The 18859-nt window shown below is 41.9% G+C and carries 16 protein-coding genes; 12 read left to right on the top strand and 4 right to left on the bottom strand.

What is annotated here, in order from left to right; translation table 11 throughout:
• Window positions 1-35 precede the first annotated feature (35 nt).
• The gene (locus tag GX654_11020; GenBank protein ID NLD37388.1) at window positions 36-449 is read right to left on the bottom strand and encodes a hypothetical protein; all 414 of its coding nucleotides are present in this window, start codon (window positions 447-449) and stop codon (window positions 36-38) included.
• A 547-nt stretch (window positions 450-996) separates the two neighbouring features.
• Here GX654_11020 and GX654_11015 point away from each other — a divergent pair.
• The 12 genes from GX654_11015 to GX654_10960 all read left to right on the top strand — a co-directional run bounded on the left by GX654_11015 (window position 997) and on the right by GX654_10960 (window position 12919).
• Window positions 997-1323, top strand: coding sequence for a hypothetical protein (locus tag GX654_11015; GenBank protein NLD37387.1), 327 nt, complete (start codon window positions 997-999; stop codon window positions 1321-1323).
• Window positions 1320-4223, top strand: a complete 2904-nt coding sequence (locus GX654_11010; protein ID NLD37386.1) for a tetratricopeptide repeat protein — start codon at window positions 1320-1322, stop codon at window positions 4221-4223. The genes GX654_11015 and GX654_11010 overlap by 4 nt, the downstream gene beginning before the upstream one ends.
• Window positions 4224-4230: 7 nt before the next feature.
• A complete protein-coding gene (locus GX654_11005) occupies window positions 4231-5601 on the top strand; it encodes a sigma-54-dependent Fis family transcriptional regulator (GenBank protein NLD37385.1) in 1371 nt (456 codons plus the stop codon).
• Window positions 5602-6034: 433 nt separating this feature from the next.
• Window positions 6035-6454 carry a flagellar basal body rod protein FlgB gene (gene flgB, locus GX654_11000; protein NLD37384.1) on the top strand — a complete coding sequence of 140 codons (420 nt, stop codon included), beginning with the start codon at window positions 6035-6037 and terminating at the stop codon, window positions 6452-6454.
• Window position 6455: 1 nt separating this feature from the next.
• Complete coding sequence (flgC, locus tag GX654_10995) at window positions 6456-6893, top strand: flagellar basal body rod protein FlgC (protein ID NLD37383.1); 438 nt, start codon at window positions 6456-6458, stop codon at window positions 6891-6893.
• A gap of 10 nt (window positions 6894-6903) precedes the next feature.
• A complete protein-coding gene (gene fliE / locus GX654_10990) occupies window positions 6904-7194 on the top strand; it encodes a flagellar hook-basal body complex protein FliE (GenBank protein NLD37382.1) in 291 nt (96 codons plus the stop codon).
• A gap of 44 nt (window positions 7195-7238) precedes the next feature.
• Window positions 7239-8825, top strand: coding sequence for a flagellar M-ring protein FliF (gene fliF / locus GX654_10985; GenBank protein ID NLD37381.1), 1587 nt, complete (start codon window positions 7239-7241; stop codon window positions 8823-8825).
• An 18-nt stretch (window positions 8826-8843) separates the two neighbouring features.
• On the top strand, window positions 8844-9833 hold the full coding sequence (gene fliG / locus GX654_10980; GenBank protein NLD37380.1) for a flagellar motor switch protein FliG: 990 nt from the start codon (window positions 8844-8846) through the stop codon (window positions 9831-9833).
• On the top strand, window positions 9826-10548 hold the full coding sequence (locus GX654_10975; protein ID NLD37379.1) for a hypothetical protein: 723 nt from the start codon (window positions 9826-9828) through the stop codon (window positions 10546-10548). Before fliG ends, GX654_10975 begins: the two co-directional genes overlap by 8 nt.
• Window positions 10545-11867 carry a FliI/YscN family ATPase gene (locus GX654_10970; protein ID NLD37378.1) on the top strand — a complete coding sequence of 441 codons (1323 nt, stop codon included), beginning with the start codon at window positions 10545-10547 and terminating at the stop codon, window positions 11865-11867. Before GX654_10975 ends, GX654_10970 begins: the two co-directional genes overlap by 4 nt.
• A gap of 42 nt (window positions 11868-11909) precedes the next feature.
• A complete protein-coding gene (gene fliJ, locus GX654_10965; protein NLD37377.1) occupies window positions 11910-12353 on the top strand; it encodes a flagellar export protein FliJ in 444 nt (147 codons plus the stop codon).
• A complete protein-coding gene (locus GX654_10960) occupies window positions 12272-12919 on the top strand; it encodes a hypothetical protein (protein ID NLD37376.1) in 648 nt (215 codons plus the stop codon). Before fliJ ends, GX654_10960 begins: the two co-directional genes overlap by 82 nt.
• 303 nt (window positions 12920-13222) lie before the next feature.
• Here GX654_10960 and GX654_10955 read toward each other — a convergent pair whose 3' ends face one another.
• The 3 genes from GX654_10955 to GX654_10945 form a co-directional block, all read right to left on the bottom strand.
• A complete protein-coding gene (locus GX654_10955; protein ID NLD37375.1) occupies window positions 13223-13978 on the bottom strand; it encodes an RNA methyltransferase in 756 nt (251 codons plus the stop codon).
• 61 nt (window positions 13979-14039) lie between these two features.
• On the bottom strand, window positions 14040-17375 hold the full coding sequence (locus GX654_10950; GenBank protein ID NLD37374.1) for an efflux RND transporter permease subunit: 3336 nt from the start codon (window positions 17373-17375) through the stop codon (window positions 14040-14042).
• Window positions 17372-18517 (bottom strand): efflux RND transporter periplasmic adaptor subunit, encoded by a 1146-nt coding sequence (locus GX654_10945; GenBank protein NLD37373.1) that lies wholly within the window; start codon window positions 18515-18517, stop codon window positions 17372-17374. Before GX654_10945 ends, GX654_10950 begins: the two co-directional genes overlap by 4 nt.
• Between the last annotated feature and the right edge of the window lie 342 nt (window positions 18518-18859).

Here is an 18859-nt window from a genome sequence, read left to right as displayed (position 1 = left end):
TTCTTTAATTAATAAATTGCCTGGATGGAAATTATTTATCCAATAGTCTTGATAAACTTTGAATACACAGGCCCTTTCTTATTTTCATAACTTTTTACAGCGGTACGACCCTTTTTTAATTCTTTAATATCACATAAAAAAAGATCACGTTTTTCTCTTACAAGCTCTTCAACCCTTTTATCCACATCCATTATGGATTCAATTACCTCGGATATTTCCCTGTTTAAAGACACTGCTATTTCTCTTTCCCTTTTATCAGCACTTTCAAAGGCTGATCTGTATTTTTTCTGATCAGAATCGATCTCCTTTGTGATCTGCTCCCTTTTTTCCCATAATGAGATATACTCATCAAGACTATCATCAGACAACAGCTCTTCCTGTTGTGTTGCGATATTCCTTATTTTAAAAAAATTGTCTCTCTTCTTCTCAAGCACATCGATTATATTCATCCTTTATTCTCCTTGATATGTAAATAGCAATAATAATGCCATAAATAGGTTTTCAGGAAACAGGGTCATTAATTTGTGAAGGTAAAAGATAGTACGACTTGGATTTCGATTTCGATTTGGCTAGTGGGATTGGACTATAATTACATAAGTGGGATGGATCAGCCGGATATGTCAGGTACTCTGCACTGGTCTCATTGTAGGAAAATTGTTCCCTTAATAATTATAAAATGAAAAATTTTCCGTTCCAGTTAATATTATCAGGCATAAATACCTTCACATCTGCCTGAAAATGAAAAAGAGATTTTTGACAAATTTTTGTCTTTTTTTAACTTATTGCTCTATTGAAAATTTTCTCAATGTCAATTTATTGACATTATCATGGGGAGTATTTTAAAAAGCCAGATAAGAAAATGGCTTTATTTACATAAATTACCAATTAATTAAAGATGTTATATTAACAGTTGGGTTATTTGCCGGTAAAAAAACCGGATGGCATAGGTTGTGCTATTGAGCACTATATGAAAGATCTTTCACAGGGACATAAAAAATGAATAACAGAATAAAAAAGGTCATATATATCTCAGTGTTAATTTTCATTACTGCCTCAGGGATTGCTCTCTACTGCATTGCAGAAGATGATTCAGTCTCAAATAAAAAAATACCTGATGGTGTGTACCTCAGGCTAAATAAAGAATTCTATGAATCCTTGAGAGATGACAGGGTAACTACCTACAGCAACGATAAGGATACTGAATATCTGCGTGAAATATCAGTATCATCAAGGTTTATGGTGGAAACAAACCTTCAGATCATCAGGCAGCAGGAAGAGATTATCTACCTTCTTAAAACTATAGCAGACAAGAATAAGAAATGAGCAAATTAAAATATTTTTTTATAGCAGGAATAATTACGCTTTTTCCTGGTCAACATGGTCTGACCGGGGCCGAGGCCATAAAAAACAAGCTTTCTGATCTTGAGGCTGTTAAAAAGGAGAGCTCATTTTTATATACGTTCAAACTTGCAAAAAAACCTTTTTATTCGCTGGGTGATTCAGGGAACGGCTGGCTTTCCCTCTCTTTTAAAGATACTGATAAACCGGAAGGGTTTGGTGCCAGCCTGGTAAATAACCCTTATATTCACCTCGATAGCGCAGCAGATAAAACCAAAACCGATTTCGTTCTTACAACAGATATATATCATGGCCGGGTCACATGCGGCTGGATAAATGAAAGGTCTGTTTTTCTGGTAAACATAGAATCTGCTGATGATACAGAAAATACCGGTAATGCAAACACAGGGACAGTAATAAAAGATATCAGGTTCGGATTTAAGGAAAATGCAGCAAGGATGGTTATTGGTACATTAGAAAGACCGCGATGGAGGATAGAATACTCTGAGACAAATGCCCTGATGCTTTTTATTGATGCCACATCTGAAAGAGTTAAAACCAGAAATTACAGTTCAGACAAGTGGTTAAACAGCGCCATTGTCTCTGAAATAAATGACAAATCCACTTCAGTTCGACTTGACCTCAATTCAGCCCCTGACCAGACAGGGATATCATGGATACCAGTAGGTAACAGATTTGTGCTGGATATGGCAGAAAGACCTGAAGAGATACTGGTAAGATTATCATCCGATAATAATACAGAAAAGAAAGATACCCCTGCAAAATACAATATTAATGATCCTGAAAAAAATGAGTTCAGGAATATTGTGCGCATGAAGATAGATAAAAATGTGGCAATGAACAACATCAAAAACAGTACCGCCAATGAGAAGGTATCAGTGCCCCATATCACTGCTGATATTAAACCCACATTAAAAGAAACCCTGACCGCCAGCGCTGATATAACTGTTAATGTCGATAAATTAAGCCCTGGAGAGGCATTCCTGCTTGGACGCATAAGGCAGGCAAAGGAGATAAGCGATTATGGCATGGGCATTACACTTGCCAACCAGTTTCTAAATGAATTTCCAAAATCTATTTTGCGTGAAGCGATCGCATTCTGGCGCGGCGATTTCTATTTTGACCAGTGGGAAAAGGGCGATAAAGGCATTGGTGAAAAGGTTATCAGGGCATACACATTTGCTGTTGAAAACTTTGAAAAATCAAAATATGTCCCGCCTGCCTATATCAGGATGGCCATAGTTGCCTCTGAAATGGACAATGGATACCAGGCCCTGGGTTATCTGAGCATTGTCATAAGCCGCGATATCCCTGAGTTAACACCCCTTGCCTATCTTACAAGAGGTAAGATATTTTTACAGATCGATCAGACAGAAAAGGCTATAAAGGATTTTAAAACCATTCTGGACCAGTATAGTGACACAAAATATGCGATGGAGGCAAACCTTTGGATAGGTAATTATTATCATAAGGTTGGCCTTTACCAGGAGGCTGAAAAGAAGCTGAATGAGATTGAGACCATGTATCCCGGTCTGTTTCTTGAATATCCTGATTCCATTCTTCTCAATGCAAAGAACTATATCTATCTGAAAAAATACAGTGAGGCAAGGGAGCATCTGTTCAGGGCAGTCAATTTAGGGGGGCAACAGGAGAGCCTTGATCTGCTTTTATCCCGCATAGGTGATACATATCATAATGAGGAGAATGATAAAGAGGCTGAAAAATATTACAGAATGGTTGTTGATTATTACCCCGGTTCTGAAGGGGCATCTATCTCAAAACTAAGGCTTGCAGAATATTTCTCTGATATCGCCATGCTGGATGAGGTAGGCAAGACATCTACTGATGAGACTATCAGCGAGATTGCCCAGCTCGAAAAGGGCTATCAGCTGTTTGAAAATAAAGAATATGCTGAAACCATTAAAACCATTAAAGAGATTGCCCTTAAACCTATCCAGACAGAGACGCGAAAGGATGCCAAGCGGCTCTATTTACGCTCTGTAGAGAAGGAGATCGAAAGGCTTAAAGATGCAGGGATGTATAATGATCTCATCTTTGTCTATGATGAAAACAGGGAAGATATTACAGATAAGATCAACCCTGAGGCGCTTGTAAAGGTGGCTGAGGGTTACAGGAAGCTTGGACGCAATGATGAGGCTGTCAGGGTCTATAATCAGATAAATGCCCATGATATAGATATAGATTCAAGAGGCAATTTTATGCTGGGGCTGGCAGACAGCTATATCTCCATGAACGATACAGACCGGGCAATAACCTTTCTAGAAAAGGCAAAAAAGGAAAAAATAGAGCAAAATGATCTGCAAATGGTCAATATGCGTCTTGCTGATATGTATCAGCTTAAGGGCAGAAATAAAGAGGCAGAGGATATCTACAACCAGATTATAAAAAACAGCAATACCCTTCCACCCCATGATATGGCAAAGGCATATCTGAATCTGGGCATTAACTTCAAGGGGCGAAAACAGTATAATGAGGCAAGAAATGCCCTTGTAAACAGCATAAATATTGCCCTTGATAATAAAGGCAGTCAGGAGTTGTTGCCCAGATCATACATAGAGCTGGGTAATGTCCTTCATGCTGAGGGTAAATATTTACAGGCGGTAAAGGCATTTGAAAAGGGGTTTGACCTGGGTTATGACTCTGACAACCAGGATTACTGGGAGATCAGGTTCAGGCAGGCAATGGGCTATATAAAGACAGGTGATAACAGTAAGGCAGAGACCCTGCTCGGGGATATCTCAGAAGGAGGCGAGGACTCAATACTGCAGCAGAGGGCCCAGCTTAAACTGGGATCTATTCAATTGTCAAAACAACTTAAAGTATTATCCATGGGAGAAGATTAAGAAGTTAATGAATGATTCATCAAACAGTATACTCTGGACAGCATCTGATGTGGCTATCCCCGAAGAGATATGGAAAAGGCTCGAAGACCGCGGGTTAAAGCTGCTGCTTTCAGATAAAAACCTTAATGTAAATGAAAAGATAGATGATATCGCACCAAGGGTCTGGGTGGGGCAGATCAATGGTGATTCCGAATCTGCGCTTTCACAGCTAAGGGATGTAAAGGGCAGGATGCCACTTCTTCCTGTTATACTGATAGCCATCCAATCAAACGTGGATGATGCGGTTAATGCCATCAAGCTTGGTGCTTTTGATTATCTTAATGGTAAATTCTCTCCTGATAGATTATGGGCCATCCTTGAGGCAGCCCTTGATGATTATTATATTCCTGCTGCGCAGCAGCAGGGTGGCAGGGCAAAACAGGATTATAAAAAAAAGAGGCTTATTGCCAGTCACCCGTCAATGGAAAGGCTGCTCCAGATGGCAAAAAAAGTAGCTCCTTCACGTTCAACAGTGCTGATAAGGGGGGAAACAGGCGTTGGAAAAGAGGTGCTTGCAAGGTATATTCATGAAAACAGCAATAGAAATGACAGCCCATTTATTGCGGTAAACTGCGCTGCGCTTCCTGAAAATCTCCTTGAAAGCGAGTTGTTTGGTCATGAAAAGGGCTCATTTACAGGGGCAGTGAACAGAAAAAAGGGTAAGTTTGAACTCGCAAACGGCGGGACACTTTTGCTGGATGAAATAAGTGAAATGGCCGTATCAATTCAGGCAAAGCTCTTAAGGGTTTTGCAGGAAAGAGAGATAGACAGGGTTGGAGGCCAATACGCGATACCGGTTGACACAAGGGTTATTGCAACCACCAACAGGGAGCTTGAAGAGGAGGTCAGGGAAGGGAGATTCAGAAGCGACCTTTTTTACAGGCTTAATGTTGTACCGCTTATCCTTCCGCCATTAAGAGAAAGAAGGGATGATATTGCCCCTTTAGCTGAGTTCTTTCTTGAAAAACACTGCCAGCTTAATAATGTCTCAAAAAAGTCCCTTTCAGGTGATGCCATAACCTGTCTTAAAGGAATGGAATGGCCTGGTAATATCAGGGAGTTTGAAAACGTTATAGAGAGATGCACTCTCCTTATTGATTCAGAAAAGATAACCGCCTCAGATATTGAAATGATCGCAGGCCCTGCTGAGGCTCAGGTATCAGGTGTAAACTTAAACCAGTCGGTTGTGCCTCTGAGAGAGATGGAAAAAAAGATGATTATCAAGGCCCTTGATGATCATAAAGGCAACAGGACACATGCAGCAAAGATACTCGGCATCAGTGTCAGGACCCTCAGAAACAAACTCCATGAATATGAGGCTGACTACCCTGAACCATAGATCAGCTCTTTTTCCAATTACATAAAGCCATTAGCAAAAAGCCGCCTTTTTAGAAGTAAATCCAGGCATTAAGCACGATATGATCGCAATAATAATGACACTGGATTTTTAATTTATCAGTAAAAGGCTATTTTAATTTTATAAACGTCAATATTTCGACGCTAAATGGCAGATTTAAAGGCAGAAATATGATGTAATTTTTGTCGCTCATTTATAAGGTCTAAAAGATTCAAGTGTTGTCCAATATGATCCCATTACAGGTGTAAAACAAATAATATACATAATAACAATGATATACATCATCTAAAACAAAAAACAACTGATGTAACACCCTTTAAATATAAATGTTTTTCGTATAATACATTCAGATAGAAAAGATGCTGGATTTTGGTATCTGTTTTGCAGGCATACTTGTTAGAAATCAGGAGGCATTATGGAAACAATAAAATCCGGGAAAAATATGTTTATGGACAGCACCTCAAGGCTTTTAGCAAAAGCCCTGGATTTCAGGGCTGCGAGGCAGAATGTAATCGCTGGTAACCTTGCAAATGCAGAGACTCCAGGGTATGTCATGAAGGAAATCCCCTTTGAAAAGGAGCTCCAGAAGGCGATTGATGATACAACCCTCAAACCTGTAAAACTGGAACCAGGTTATATAAAAGGCAATGAGGCAATTCTTGAGGATGCTTATGACCCCAATAAGTTGATCAGGGAATATGGCAAACCGAACGAGCTGAACATAGATAGCGAAATGGCCAAGATGTCCCAGAATAACCTGCTTTATGAGGTGTCTACCAGACTGCTTTCAAAGAAATTTGAATCCCTTAAGACCGTAATAGAGTCAAGGAGGTAACATGGATTTAATTAAATGCATGGATATAGCTGCAAGCGGTATGACCTCACAGAGGACAAGGTTGAATGTTATTTCAATGAACCTTGCAAATGCAAATACCACAAAGACTGCAGACGGTACCCCATACAAAAGGAAGACCGCCATTTTTAGGACAGTTCCAATAAATAGCACATTTGAAGAGCGGTTGCAAAATACGATGAATAAAAAGATATATGGGGTTGAAGTGAAGAATATAGTACCTGTTGATACCCCATTTAAACAGCTCTATGACCCTACCCATCCTGATGCTGATGATAAGGGTTATGTACACCTGCCGAATGTAAACCTGGTTGAAGAGATGGTGGCAATGCTTGATGCAAACAGGGCTTATGAGGCAAATGCCTCAGCAATCAGGGCAGCCAAGGATATGGCAACAAAGGCCCTTGAGATCGGCAGATAGGAGTTAAACCATGAAAGTCCAGAACATAAATACAGAATTCCTGATCCCCTCAAAAATAGGTAAAAAAAATGAAGAGAGCGGTATGTCATTTCAGAATACGCTGAAAGAGCTTGTATCAAATGTTAATGCACAGATGAAAGAGTCTGACCGGCTTACCCGGGATTTTGCTGCTGGCAAGAATAACGATATCCATAACGTAATGATAGCATCTGAAAAGGCCGGAATATCCATGCGGTTTTTACTGCAGATCAGAAACAAATTACTGGATGCCTACCAGGAAATAATGAGGATGAGTTTTTAGTTTCGGCAAAATTTAAAGTATAAATTTAATAACCAGGAGTTGAAATGGCAGAAGGCATGGCAAATATAATAGAGGTCTTTAAGGCAATACCAGCAGGTAAGAAAATCTCCTTCCTGATAACCTTTGGCATAGTTATTGGCGGGTTTATTGCACTTCTGGCCTATACAAACCGGCCTGATTACCAGGTCCTATTCAGTGACCTTGTCCCGACCGATGCCTCAAAAATAACAGAAAAACTGAAAGAGAGCAGGGTGCCATATCAGTTAAAGGATGGAGGAAAAACTGTAATGGTGCCTGATGACAAAGTCCACCAGCTGCGCCTTGACATGGCCTCTGAAGGCATACTGCCCACGGGAGGCAGTGTAGGTTTTGAGATATTTGACAACATGACTTTCGGCACCACGGAATTTGAACTCAAGCTCAGGTATCAGCAGGCGCTTCAGGGTGAACTCGCCAGGACAATCGAGTCATTTGATTCCATAGACAAGGCCAGGGTTCATATTGTAACCACAGGCGATTCTCTTTTCGCAGAAGAAGAGCAACCGGCAACCGCCTCTGTTGTAATAAGGCTTAATCCGGGCAGGCAACTGGACCAGAGGCATCTTCAGGGGATCATAAACCTTGTTTCAGGTTCTGTAAAAGGTCTTAAGCCGGAAAATGTCTCTATTGTTGATATGGAAGGGGGCATACTCACAAAGGGACAGAATAAAAGGGGCATTAGCGATGTAAGCGCTGATCAGTTTGACTATCAGCGCAAACTTGCAGATACCTATGAAAAGCAGATTGAAACAATGCTGGGACCGGTTGTTGGCATGAAAAACGTGGTAGCAAAGGTCTCGGTTGATGTAGATTTCAAAAGGGTCAACACCGCCGAAGAGCAATACGATCCTGACAGCGCTGTAATTTTCAGCGAGCAGAGAAATAAGGAAAAGGAGACCGATGGTAAAGGCCTGCCGCAGGGTTCTCCCGACCTTCTTAACCAGGGAATGCTGACCGGTGCAGAAGGGATCACATTATCTTCAAATGTACTTGAAAGGGAAAACTCCACGCTTCATTACAAGATCAACAAGGTTGAAAGACAGACCATTGATGAATCTGGTGTGATAAAACGACTCTCTGCATCAGTAATAATAGATGGACCATATGAAAATGGCACTGATGACAGGGGTAACCCGATAAAGGTGTTTAAACCAAGAGACAAGAAGCTGATGAAGACTTTTGAGGATTCAGTTAAAAATGCAATAGGATTCAATAGCGATCGCGGCGATCAGGTGACAGTATCAAATATTGCCTTCAGCATGGATAAACAGAGCATTGAAGAGATGCCGGAAGCTGTATCAGAGGGTTGGATTGGATATCTTAAAAAGGCAAGTAAGCCGATCCTGAATGTGCTGATTGTAGGGCTGTTTTTTCTTGTTGCCATCAAGCCGTTTAAAAAGTGGTTAAGTCAGACAGGTGAATATGTATCTGTAAGGACCGCGCTTACCTCAGGCTCTCAACAAGATGAGGTACACGGTGTGGGTGAGCTACAGTCAAGATATACTGAAAAGGTAAAACTCCTGGAGGCAACAAAGGAAAATCCTGATATTGCTGCTGATATAATCAAAACCTGGCTTAATGAAGTAAGCTAAATGGAGAACAGGATATTCATGGAAGGAAAGAAAAAGGCAGCAATTTTTCTGATGGTAATGGGTGAAAACTTTACGGCCCAGGTCTTCCGTCACCTTGATGACAGGGAAATCAAGGTACTTGGAGAAGAGATGGCTGCCATAAAGAAGATTGATTCAAGGACAATCTCCGTTGTTATGGATGAGTTTTCAAAAGAGATGGGTGACGGCAGCATGGGTTTATCAGGCAGGGATTTTCTTCAGAAAACCATGCCAAAGGCGTTTGATACCAAAAAGGCAGATGAACTGCTTGGTGATTTGCTTTCAAAGGGTAATGAAAAGTCATTCGAGAAGCTGAGCAATTACAACCCGATAGTCCTTGCCAACCTTCTCATGACAGAACACCCCCAGACCATTGCGCTTATCCTGGTTAATATGAAACATCAGACAGCAGCAGAGATAATAAAGGCGCTCCCTGAGCATCTTCAGGGTGAGGTTATTATAAGAATAGCGGATCTTGATGATGTGCCTTCTGAGATAATAGAAGAGATACATGAGGTTGTTGATGAAATGATCTCTGATATGGGAAATGAAACCCATGCAACTCAGGGCGGGATTGAGGCTGCGGCTGAGATATTGAACAATCTTGATAATCAGACAGAAAATAATATTTTTGACAAGATAGAGAGTGTAAGGGAAGAACTGGCAGATGAGATAAGACAGAAGATGTTTGTATTTGCAGACCTTGTCAGCCTTGATGACCGTTCTATAAGGGCGCTCTTGAAGGAGATCAGCAATGATGAGCTGATACTTGCGCTCAAGACAAGTTCTGAGGATCTGACACAGAAGATATTCAATAATATCAGCCAGCGTGCAGCAGAGATGATGAAAGAGGATATGGAGGTTATGGGCCCTGTAAAACTTAAGGATGTGGAGCAGGCCCAGCTCAATATTGTAAAGGCTGCAAGAAGACTAGAAGAAGAGGGGAAAATAGTGCTTGGCGGCAAGGGAGGCGATGAGGTCCTTGTTTAAAAACTCTGACGATAATTTTTCACCCCTGTTCAACATTGAATCATTTCACGCTGATGAAATTATGTCTGAACGGGGCGTAAAATCGCAGATCAATGCTTGTGTTGCAGACCAATCCACTGTGATTTCATGGGATCTCCCTGAAATAGAGGAAAAGGAAGACCCCACAGCAAAAGAAGATTTCAAGACACGGATAGCAAGGCTTGAAAGAGAGGCATATGAAAAGGGTTTTGCGCAGGGGCAGAAGGATGGCCTTGACCTTGAAAAATCAAAGCTGGAGGAGATGGGGAAGCAGTATGAGGCGCTTTTCCTTGAACTCAGGGATCTAAAGATCAGGATATTTCATGAATCTGAGGGAGAGATGCTAAGGCTTGTAGAGCTTATGTTAAAGAAAATCATAGGCGAAGAGACAAAGACAAACAGTGCTGTAATAAAACACTGTATTGCATCAGCTGCAAAATTTCTTACTGATAAGAGAAAGGTGCGGATAATTATAAACCCTGATGATATGGAAGAGGTCAAAAAGATGCTTCCTGACCTTGTAAGGCTCACAAAAGGTGGTAATTTCCAGCTTATGGAAGACACTTCAATAGGGAAGGGGGGGTGCATGCTGGAGACAGGGTTCGGCAGGGTTAATGCAACAATAGATGACCAGGTGGATGAGATGCTCAAGGTTATAGACAAGGAATACCTCATGGTAAAGAGAGGCATGCAATGAAAATAGCCCTTGACAGGTATTGCGACAGGATAAGCGCCATGTGCCCTGTGGCAGTGGAAGGGCATGTAACAAAGGTTATTGGAAATGTGATTGAAGGTAACGGCCCTGCCATGCCTGTAGGCGGTATATGTCAGATTGTGTCATCCGGTAAACAGGAGCCTTTCAGGGCTGAGGTTATAGGCTTCAGGGATCAGAACATCCTTTTAATGCCGCTTGAGAGGGCAGAAGGCGTTGAACCGGGCAGTTCAATAAAGGCCCTGAGCTTTACTGCAACCATTGATGTGGGTAAAAACATGCTCGGAAGGGTACTTGACGGCCTAGGAAACCCCCTTGATGGCGGCGAGCCTGTAAAAACAGAGAGCACAATACCTCTTTATTCCCAGCCGGTTAACCCTCTCATGAGAAACAGGATAGTTGAACCACTTACAGTGGGTGTGCGGTCAATAGACTGCCTCAATACACTTGCAAAGGGGCAGAGGGCCGCCATTATGGCAGGGTCAGGCGTGGGGAAGAGTAAGCTTCTGGGCATGATGTCAAAATTTACAAAGGCAGATGTAAATGTGATCGGCCTCATAGGGGAAAGGGGCAGAGAGGTCAAGGAGTTTATTGAACGCGATCTTGGCGTTGAAGGCTTGAAGAGATCTGTGGTTATAGCCGCAACATCAGACACATCGCCTCTTATAAGGATGAGAGGGGCATACCTTGCAGCAGCAGTTGCAGAATACTTCAGGGAAAAAAACAGGGATGTGCTGCTTATGATGGATTCGGTAACACGATTTGCAATGGCGGTAAGGGAGATAGGCCTTTCAGCAGGTGAACCGCCTACAAGCAAGGCATATCCTCCAAGCACCTTTTCACATCTTCCAAAGCTTCTTGAGAGGGCCGGCACAAACTCAGGAAAGGGCTCTATAACAGGCATATATACTGTTCTTGTGGAGGGTGATGATATGAACGAGCCTATAGCGGATGCTGTAAGGTCCATTGTCGACGGGCATATTGTGCTGGACAGATCACTTGCATCAAAAGGACATTACCCTGCTGTTAATGTGCTTTCAAGTATAAGCAGGTTGATGAGCGATGTGGTAAACAGGGACCATCTTGCTCTGTCATATAAATTCAGAAGGATCCTCTCAGACTATGCAAAGATAGAAGACCTGGTTAACCTTGGCGCATATGAAAGGGGTAACAACAAAAACACCGACTATGCCCTTGAAATGATAGAGGCTCTTAACGGCTTTTTAAGGCAGGATGTAAATGAAGGAAGCACAATAGAGACATCTGTTGTTCAGATGACAAAGCTTTTATCAAAAGGGAACTGATAGTTTAATGGCTGAACAAGGTTTTATAGCGAGCTTTATTAATTGAAATTCAAATTCAGATACGAATCCCTGCTATCATACAGGGGCCACCTGAAGGAAAAGGCAGCCATTGAATTTGCAAGGGCGCAAAACAGGGTGAGGGAGATTGATGAAAAAATAGACGCCCTGAATGGTGAAACAGGAAAGGCAAATGATGACCTCGAAAAGCGTATGCGTGAAACCATGTCATCAGATGATATTATAAATTGTTCTGAATTTATAAATGCGCTTCTTATACAGATTGAGATCAAAAAAATGGAAAGGATCAGGGCAGAGCAGGCCCTGATTCAAAAGAGAAAAAATCTGCTTGAAAAAACAAAGGAATATAAGGTTTTTGAAAAGTTAAAAGAAAGGGATATGGAAAAATGGCTTCACGATCAGAATCAACTGGAATTGAAGGAAATAAACGAAGCAGCGATAATAAGACACGGAAAGGATTTTCTCTGAAAAAAAATTTTTACATAACTACACTTACGCTCTTTTTTGTCCTGCTTGGTGTCAAGATTGTGATAAGTGGTTTTTTCCTCACAAATTCACCTTTATCCATTGCAAACGCTAATATTGTCATGGCCCAGGAGATTTTACCAGAGGTTAAAAAGGATGATGACAGAAAGCTTGAAACGCTGGAACAGAGCCTTCGTAAAAAGGAAAAAGAGCTTATGCAAAAAGAAGCAGAGCTTAAAAAGATGGAAACTGAGCTGATGCCCTTAAGGGAAGAGATAGATTCCAGGATGGCTGAACTTAATGAACTCCAGAACACCCTTACCGCATATTCAAAAAGCCTGGCAGAGAGAGAAAAGGTAATGCAGGATGCCAAGATTGCCCATCTTGTAAAACTCTATAGCTCAATGGAGGCAAAAAAGGCAGCAGATATACTGGACAGACTCCAGATTGATACGGTTGTGCGTATACTGGGTAATATGAAAGGCAAGGAGGCCGGAGGTATCCTGGCCATGATGCCTCCTGACAAAGGGGCAATAATCAGCGAGAAACTGAGTGAATCAGGTAAATAGAATAGTCACTCTTAAGGTATTTCTGCGCCCATAATAGCTTCAATGAAGATGGTCAGGCAATACTGGCTCAAGACAATTCACACGTCCCATGCCTTTTTAGGCCTGATCAGGGCACATAACCCCATGTTCCACATATGCATTACCTGCTGCAAAAAACAACACTAAAGCGAGAACACAAGTTAACCAACCCCTGACAAAATTCGTAATATAATTACTCATATTTCCCTTTAATTGAGAAATTGGGTATGGAGGCAAAAGGTTAAAGTGTTTTATGGATAATCTTTTAACCTGCATCCCCTGGTTTTACTCATCAGATCCTTTTATATCTTTTAACCTTTTATCAGTATACCAGTCTATCTGGCGGCATATACCCCTGATCAGACGCACCTCTCTTGCACGTAACTGCATTCTTGAAAAAAACCTCCTTACGTAGAGCATCCATAGATCAGGGTTCTGGGGATTCAGATAGCCTATCTTTGTGAGTATACCACTCAGATGGGCATACATCCCCTCAAGTTCAAAACTGTTGGCAAGCCTTGGAATGCTTGAGTCAGTATGTATTATTGATGCCTTGAAAATTTCATAGCAGACAATCAGGACTGCCTGTGCAAGATTCAATGATGAAAACTCCGATGTGGGGATGGTGGTAATTGTGTGGCAGTATTGAAGATGTTCATTTGAGAGCCCTTTATCCTCAGGGCCGAATAATATTGCAACTTCATTATTCTGTGAGATATCAACTAATTTTTCTGCCAGGCTTTCAGGCGCGGCCATCGCCGGTCTGTGTGTGCCAAGCCGGGCAGTTGTCCCGACAATATATCCAAACCTTCCTATTGCCTCCTTCAAGTCATTAATTATCTCTATATTGTCTATTATCCGCTCAGAATGAATAGTCCCGGATTTGAGCATCCTACCTCTGTCAATCCACTTTGGATTAACAAGGATCAGCCTCTCTATCCCCATATTATTCATGGCACGCGCTGCAGCACCGATATTTTCCGGTATCTGTGTATCAATGAGTATAATGGTTATATTTTCTTTTTTGAGGACTGCTTCCATATTTGATTACCATATAGAAAAGACAGCAATTGTAAACAGATTGCTGTCTTTTTAAAAAACGCTAAATTTCTAATGACTGGTCGTCAGGTTTTGTCCCTGTAAGCCTGTAAAATGGGGCCCAGTAGGCCTTTCTGATCCTTTTAATAAATCTTTCCCAGGCCAGTGTAGAGGAATACACTGTTGAATAGAGGACAGGAACCACTACCAGTGTCAGCACCGTGGCAATAGCCAGACCAAAGATAACAGCGATCGCCATAGATGTCCACCACTGGCTTGATTCACTCATCCATGCAATCTCCATACGGTGAAAATCGTATGATACTCCAGTTACCATCGGAATTAGGCCCAGAATGGTGGTTACTGCCGTAAGGAGAACAGGCCTGAGCCTTGTGCATCCTGCTGCTATTATTGCATCCCTGATGCCCATGCCTTTTTTACAAAGCCTGTTGGTATAATCTATCAGAACAATGGCATTATTAACCACAACACCTACAAGGGATATCACCCCGACGCCTGTCATGATTATTCCAAATGGGTAATCCATAATAGTAAGGCCAAAGAAGACCCCCCCAAGTGAAAGGACGACAGAAATCATAATGATAGTAACCTGCATCAGCGAATTGAACATGGCTACAAGGATTATAACAACAAGAAATATAGCCACAGCAAAGGCCTTGGTAAGGAATTCCTCTGCCTCCTTCTGCATATCCTCTTCACCTGTAAATTTTATGTTATACCCTGGAGGTAGATCAAACTTTTCAAGGTATTTCTCTGCCTCGCGCCTTACAACTGCACCAGGTATCTTGTCTTCATCAACATTTGCCTTAACTGTGACTATGCGCTCATCATTCTTCCTGTTTATCTGCCCCAGACCTCCGGTAACCTCAAATTTGGCTATTGTGCTTAAGGGGATAAGACCCTGAGTTGTCGGTATGAGCAATTCCCTTAATATATCGGTCTTCTTTCTGGCATCATCTCCAAGCTGTATGGTGATATCATAATCTTCATTGTTTTCACGAAATGTGGAGACCTTCATACCGTTATAGGCAACCTTTAATACAAAGCCTATTGTGTTTGTTGAAAGACCAAGTATTGCTGCCTTCTGCCTGTCTACATTGACCTTTATTGTGGGGGAGCCTGATACATAGTCATCCCGCACATCATATACATAGGGCATCTTTTCTAAGATATTTCTTATCTCACGGGCGTAACCTCCAAGTATGTCGGTATTTTCACCGGATATTTCTATGTTTATCGCGCTGCCTGTTGGAGGACCCTGCTCTTCTTCGGAAAAGGTTATCTCTCCACCTGTTACATTCCTGATCCTTTCCCTGATCTGCTCGATATTTTCATATGATGAGCGGGTTCTTTCCTTAAGTTCATAAAGCTGCACGCCAATTCGATTCGGGGAGTTTTCTTCAAAAAGAGATGCGCCTCCCTGCACAGAGACAGCTCGTGAATTTATATATTGAATATCAGGGAGATCAGTAATACCCATCACCTCCACACCGCTTCTTAAAGTGCGTTTTCTGGTGTTATCTATCTTATTATAGCAATCAGTAGGCTCTTCACCCGGTGAGGGCAGATAGTCAGCCCCTCTGCATATTGCTAGCTCTATATCCCTCGCAACCCTGTCAGCATAATCCAGGTCTGCCCCTTCAGGCATCTTGATATTGATATATACATTTTCAGGTTCAATGCTGGGGAAGAATTCCACTGATTTTTCAAGCCCGACCCTGTATACCCATAACATTACAAGCAGGCAAACAATTAAAAAAGAGATCAGGAGCACCGGGGTCCGGTTGTCAAGGGAGCCTTCAAGCAACCTTTTGTAAGCCCTCAGTATAGGCCCTTTGACCTCAATGGGTGCTTCACCAGCCTTTTCAACCTCTTCAGCGCTCTTTTTAACTGAATTGCTATTCTGCGGAGTCTTCATGAAAATGGAGGCAAGGACAGGATTAATTACCAGCGCAACAAAAAGAGATGAAATGAGAGTAACAATAACTGTTTTTGGCAGATAATTCATAAAACCGCCCATGATCCCCGGCCAGAACGCAAGGGGAAAGAATGCCGCAACAGTAGTAGCCGTTGATGCGGCAACCGGCATTGCAACCTCCTCTGTTGCTTTTACGGCCGCCTGCAATTTCGGAACTCCCTGCTCCATGTACCTGAAGATATTTTCTACAATAACAATGGCATTATCAACAAGCATACCGAGTGAAAGGGTAAGTGAAAACAAGACAACCATATTAAGGGTAATACCCATAATATCCAGGATTACAAAGGATATAAACATGGAGAGGGGAATCGCTGTGCTAACAAGAATTGCGTTTCTTATTCCCATTGCAAAAAATAGCACGAATATTACAAAGATAAGCCCTGTTATTATATTGTTTTCGAGGTCTTCCACAAGCATGCGAATATCTTTGGCCTCATTCATCAGCTTGGTTACTTCCGTGCCTTTTGGCCAGAGTCTGGACTGTTTTGCAATAATCTCGTCTACCCTGTCAGCGATTCTGATGATATTTTCACCTGTACGTTTCTTGACCTGTATATTTACAGCAGGCTTTCCGTTCAATCGAGACCGCCCGGTCTCCTCCTTGTATCCGTCAATAACCTTTGCTACATCCTTGAGATAAACAGGATACCCTTCATAGGTTCCGACAACAAGTCCGAATATCTCATCAGGGGTCCTGAATTCACCAGGCACCCTCAACTGGAACCGGCCATCACCCATCCTGATTCCACCACCTGAAGTATTTCTGTTTTCATCAGCAATTACGGCCTGAAGGCTGACAAGAGAAAGACCATAATAGGCGAGCTTTAAAGGGTCAGGTTCTACCCTTATCTCCCGCTCAAGCCCTCCAGTTATCTCAGCATCAAGAACACCTGGAACAGCCTCAATCTCATCAGCAAGATCATCGGCAAGATCTTTAATCCTTACAAGCCCTACATTGCCGGATAGTGAGAGCACGAGTATGGGCATTTCGGAAATGTTTATCTCGCTTACAACAGGGTCATCCTCAAGATCAGAGGGCAACTCTCCCTTTGCCATGTCAACCTTATCCTTGGTCTTTGTAACAACCTGGTCTATGTCCGTTCCGGTTACAAACTCGATTACAATCGAACTTACCCCTTCGACGCTTGATGAGGTTATATTTTTTATACCTTCCAGCCCCTTCAGCTTCTTTTCTATTGGTATGGTAATAGACTGTTCAATATCAAGAGGTGCAACCCCCGGATAAGCTGTGCTCACAAATACATATGGTATGGAGATATCAGGGGCTGACTCCCTTGGCATGGAATAGTAGGAGACAATGCCGGCAATAGCCAGGCATATTACCAGAACTATGACAGCAGTGCTTTTCTTTACGGCAATATCAGTTATTGATGTCATGAATTCAAGATCTCCCTGGGGTCTTTTACTGTTCTTATGATATCAACCCTCTGCCCTGTATCCAGCACCCTGTGACCTACTATAATCACATTGTCACCAGGCATGAGTCCCTTTGTTACCTGTATTTCCCAGTCAGAGAGCAACCCTAGCTCTATAATACGCTTTTCAACTTTTCCATTTTTTTCTATGTAGACGAACCGTTCATTCTGCTGTGTTATTACAGCATAGAGGGGTATGACAATGGCATCGCTAAAGCTCCTTTTAACGATGTCCACCCGCGCAAACATGCCAGGCAATATCCTTCCATCAGGGTTTTGAACAGCCAGCTCAAGGTTATAGAGCCTTGCCATGGTACCGGGATTTCTGGAGAGGAATATCTTTTTACCTTTTACTGTAATGTTGTCAAGGGCCTCAATAGTCACATCAGCCTCTTTCAGATCAAAAACTGCGGCCACATCGCTCTCAGGAATACCCACTGTAACCTTTACACTGCCCATCTGAAGGATCTGTGCAACAGGTTTATCAACTCCAAGCCAGTCGCCAACTTTTGCCTCTATCTCATTAAGTCTTCCGTTTATAGGGGCCTTTATTCTTGTCCTCTCCAGGGCAAGCTTTGCCTCATTAAGCTGGGACTCCAGTGCCTTGAGCTGTGCATCTATTTTATCCAGATCAGTAATGGCAGCGATCTTTTTTTCAGCCAGTTCAGAAATACGTTTGTGATCAATAAGGGCAAGCCTGTAATTTGCCTCAATACTGTCAATCCTAAGCTGGTAATCCCTGTCATCCAGTTTTACGAGTGTCTGGCCTCTGCTAATAAACTGGCCTTTATCAACCAGTTTTTGAACCACAAGGCCTGAAACCTCTGATTTTACCCAGAGATTTTCATCTGATTCAATTGTTGCAGGAAGATTGATCCTGTCTTTGAATTCCCTTGGTTCAATATGCAGGGCTACTACTTTTACAGCGGGTGACTCTTCTTTGATTGCATTCTTTTTCTCATAATCAAGCCGCTGTTTTTTGGATGCCAGCATGGCGCCTGTACATCCGCCAATTATAAGCAGAAGTATGACCAGCATCCACGGGAAGTAGACCCACATAAATTTCAGGATTTTTATTTTCATATCTGGTTTTAGCTGTGACATAATAATTATTTCCTTTTTTTTTGCCGGGATTTATCATAATTAAACATATCAGTGCCGGCATGATTTTTTACCATTTTTTATTTTGAATACCTTTTGCTATGATGAGAATTTAGCCATCCTTAAACTCAGAGATGTGAGATTGTGTAACAATGCTGCCATTTCTGAAATAAATAATGAGGTAAACCTTTGCAAGTAATATATGAGGATAAAAACCGGGTGTCAAGTATCAAAAATGATTACGATTACTCTTGAAATCATCCCCTATTTGTTCTAATTTCTTTTTCATTTGGAAAGGTTGGAAAATGGTGTTCATATTATCAATTAATTTATCCGGGAGGATAT

It is taken from the genome of Desulfatiglans sp. (genome assembly GCA_012513605.1).
Taxonomy (GTDB): domain Bacteria; phylum Desulfobacterota; class DSM-4660; order Desulfatiglandales; family HGW-15; genus JAAZBV01.
Note: the sequence above shows the minus strand (reverse complement) of the source record. Positions and strands in the feature narration are given on the sequence as shown.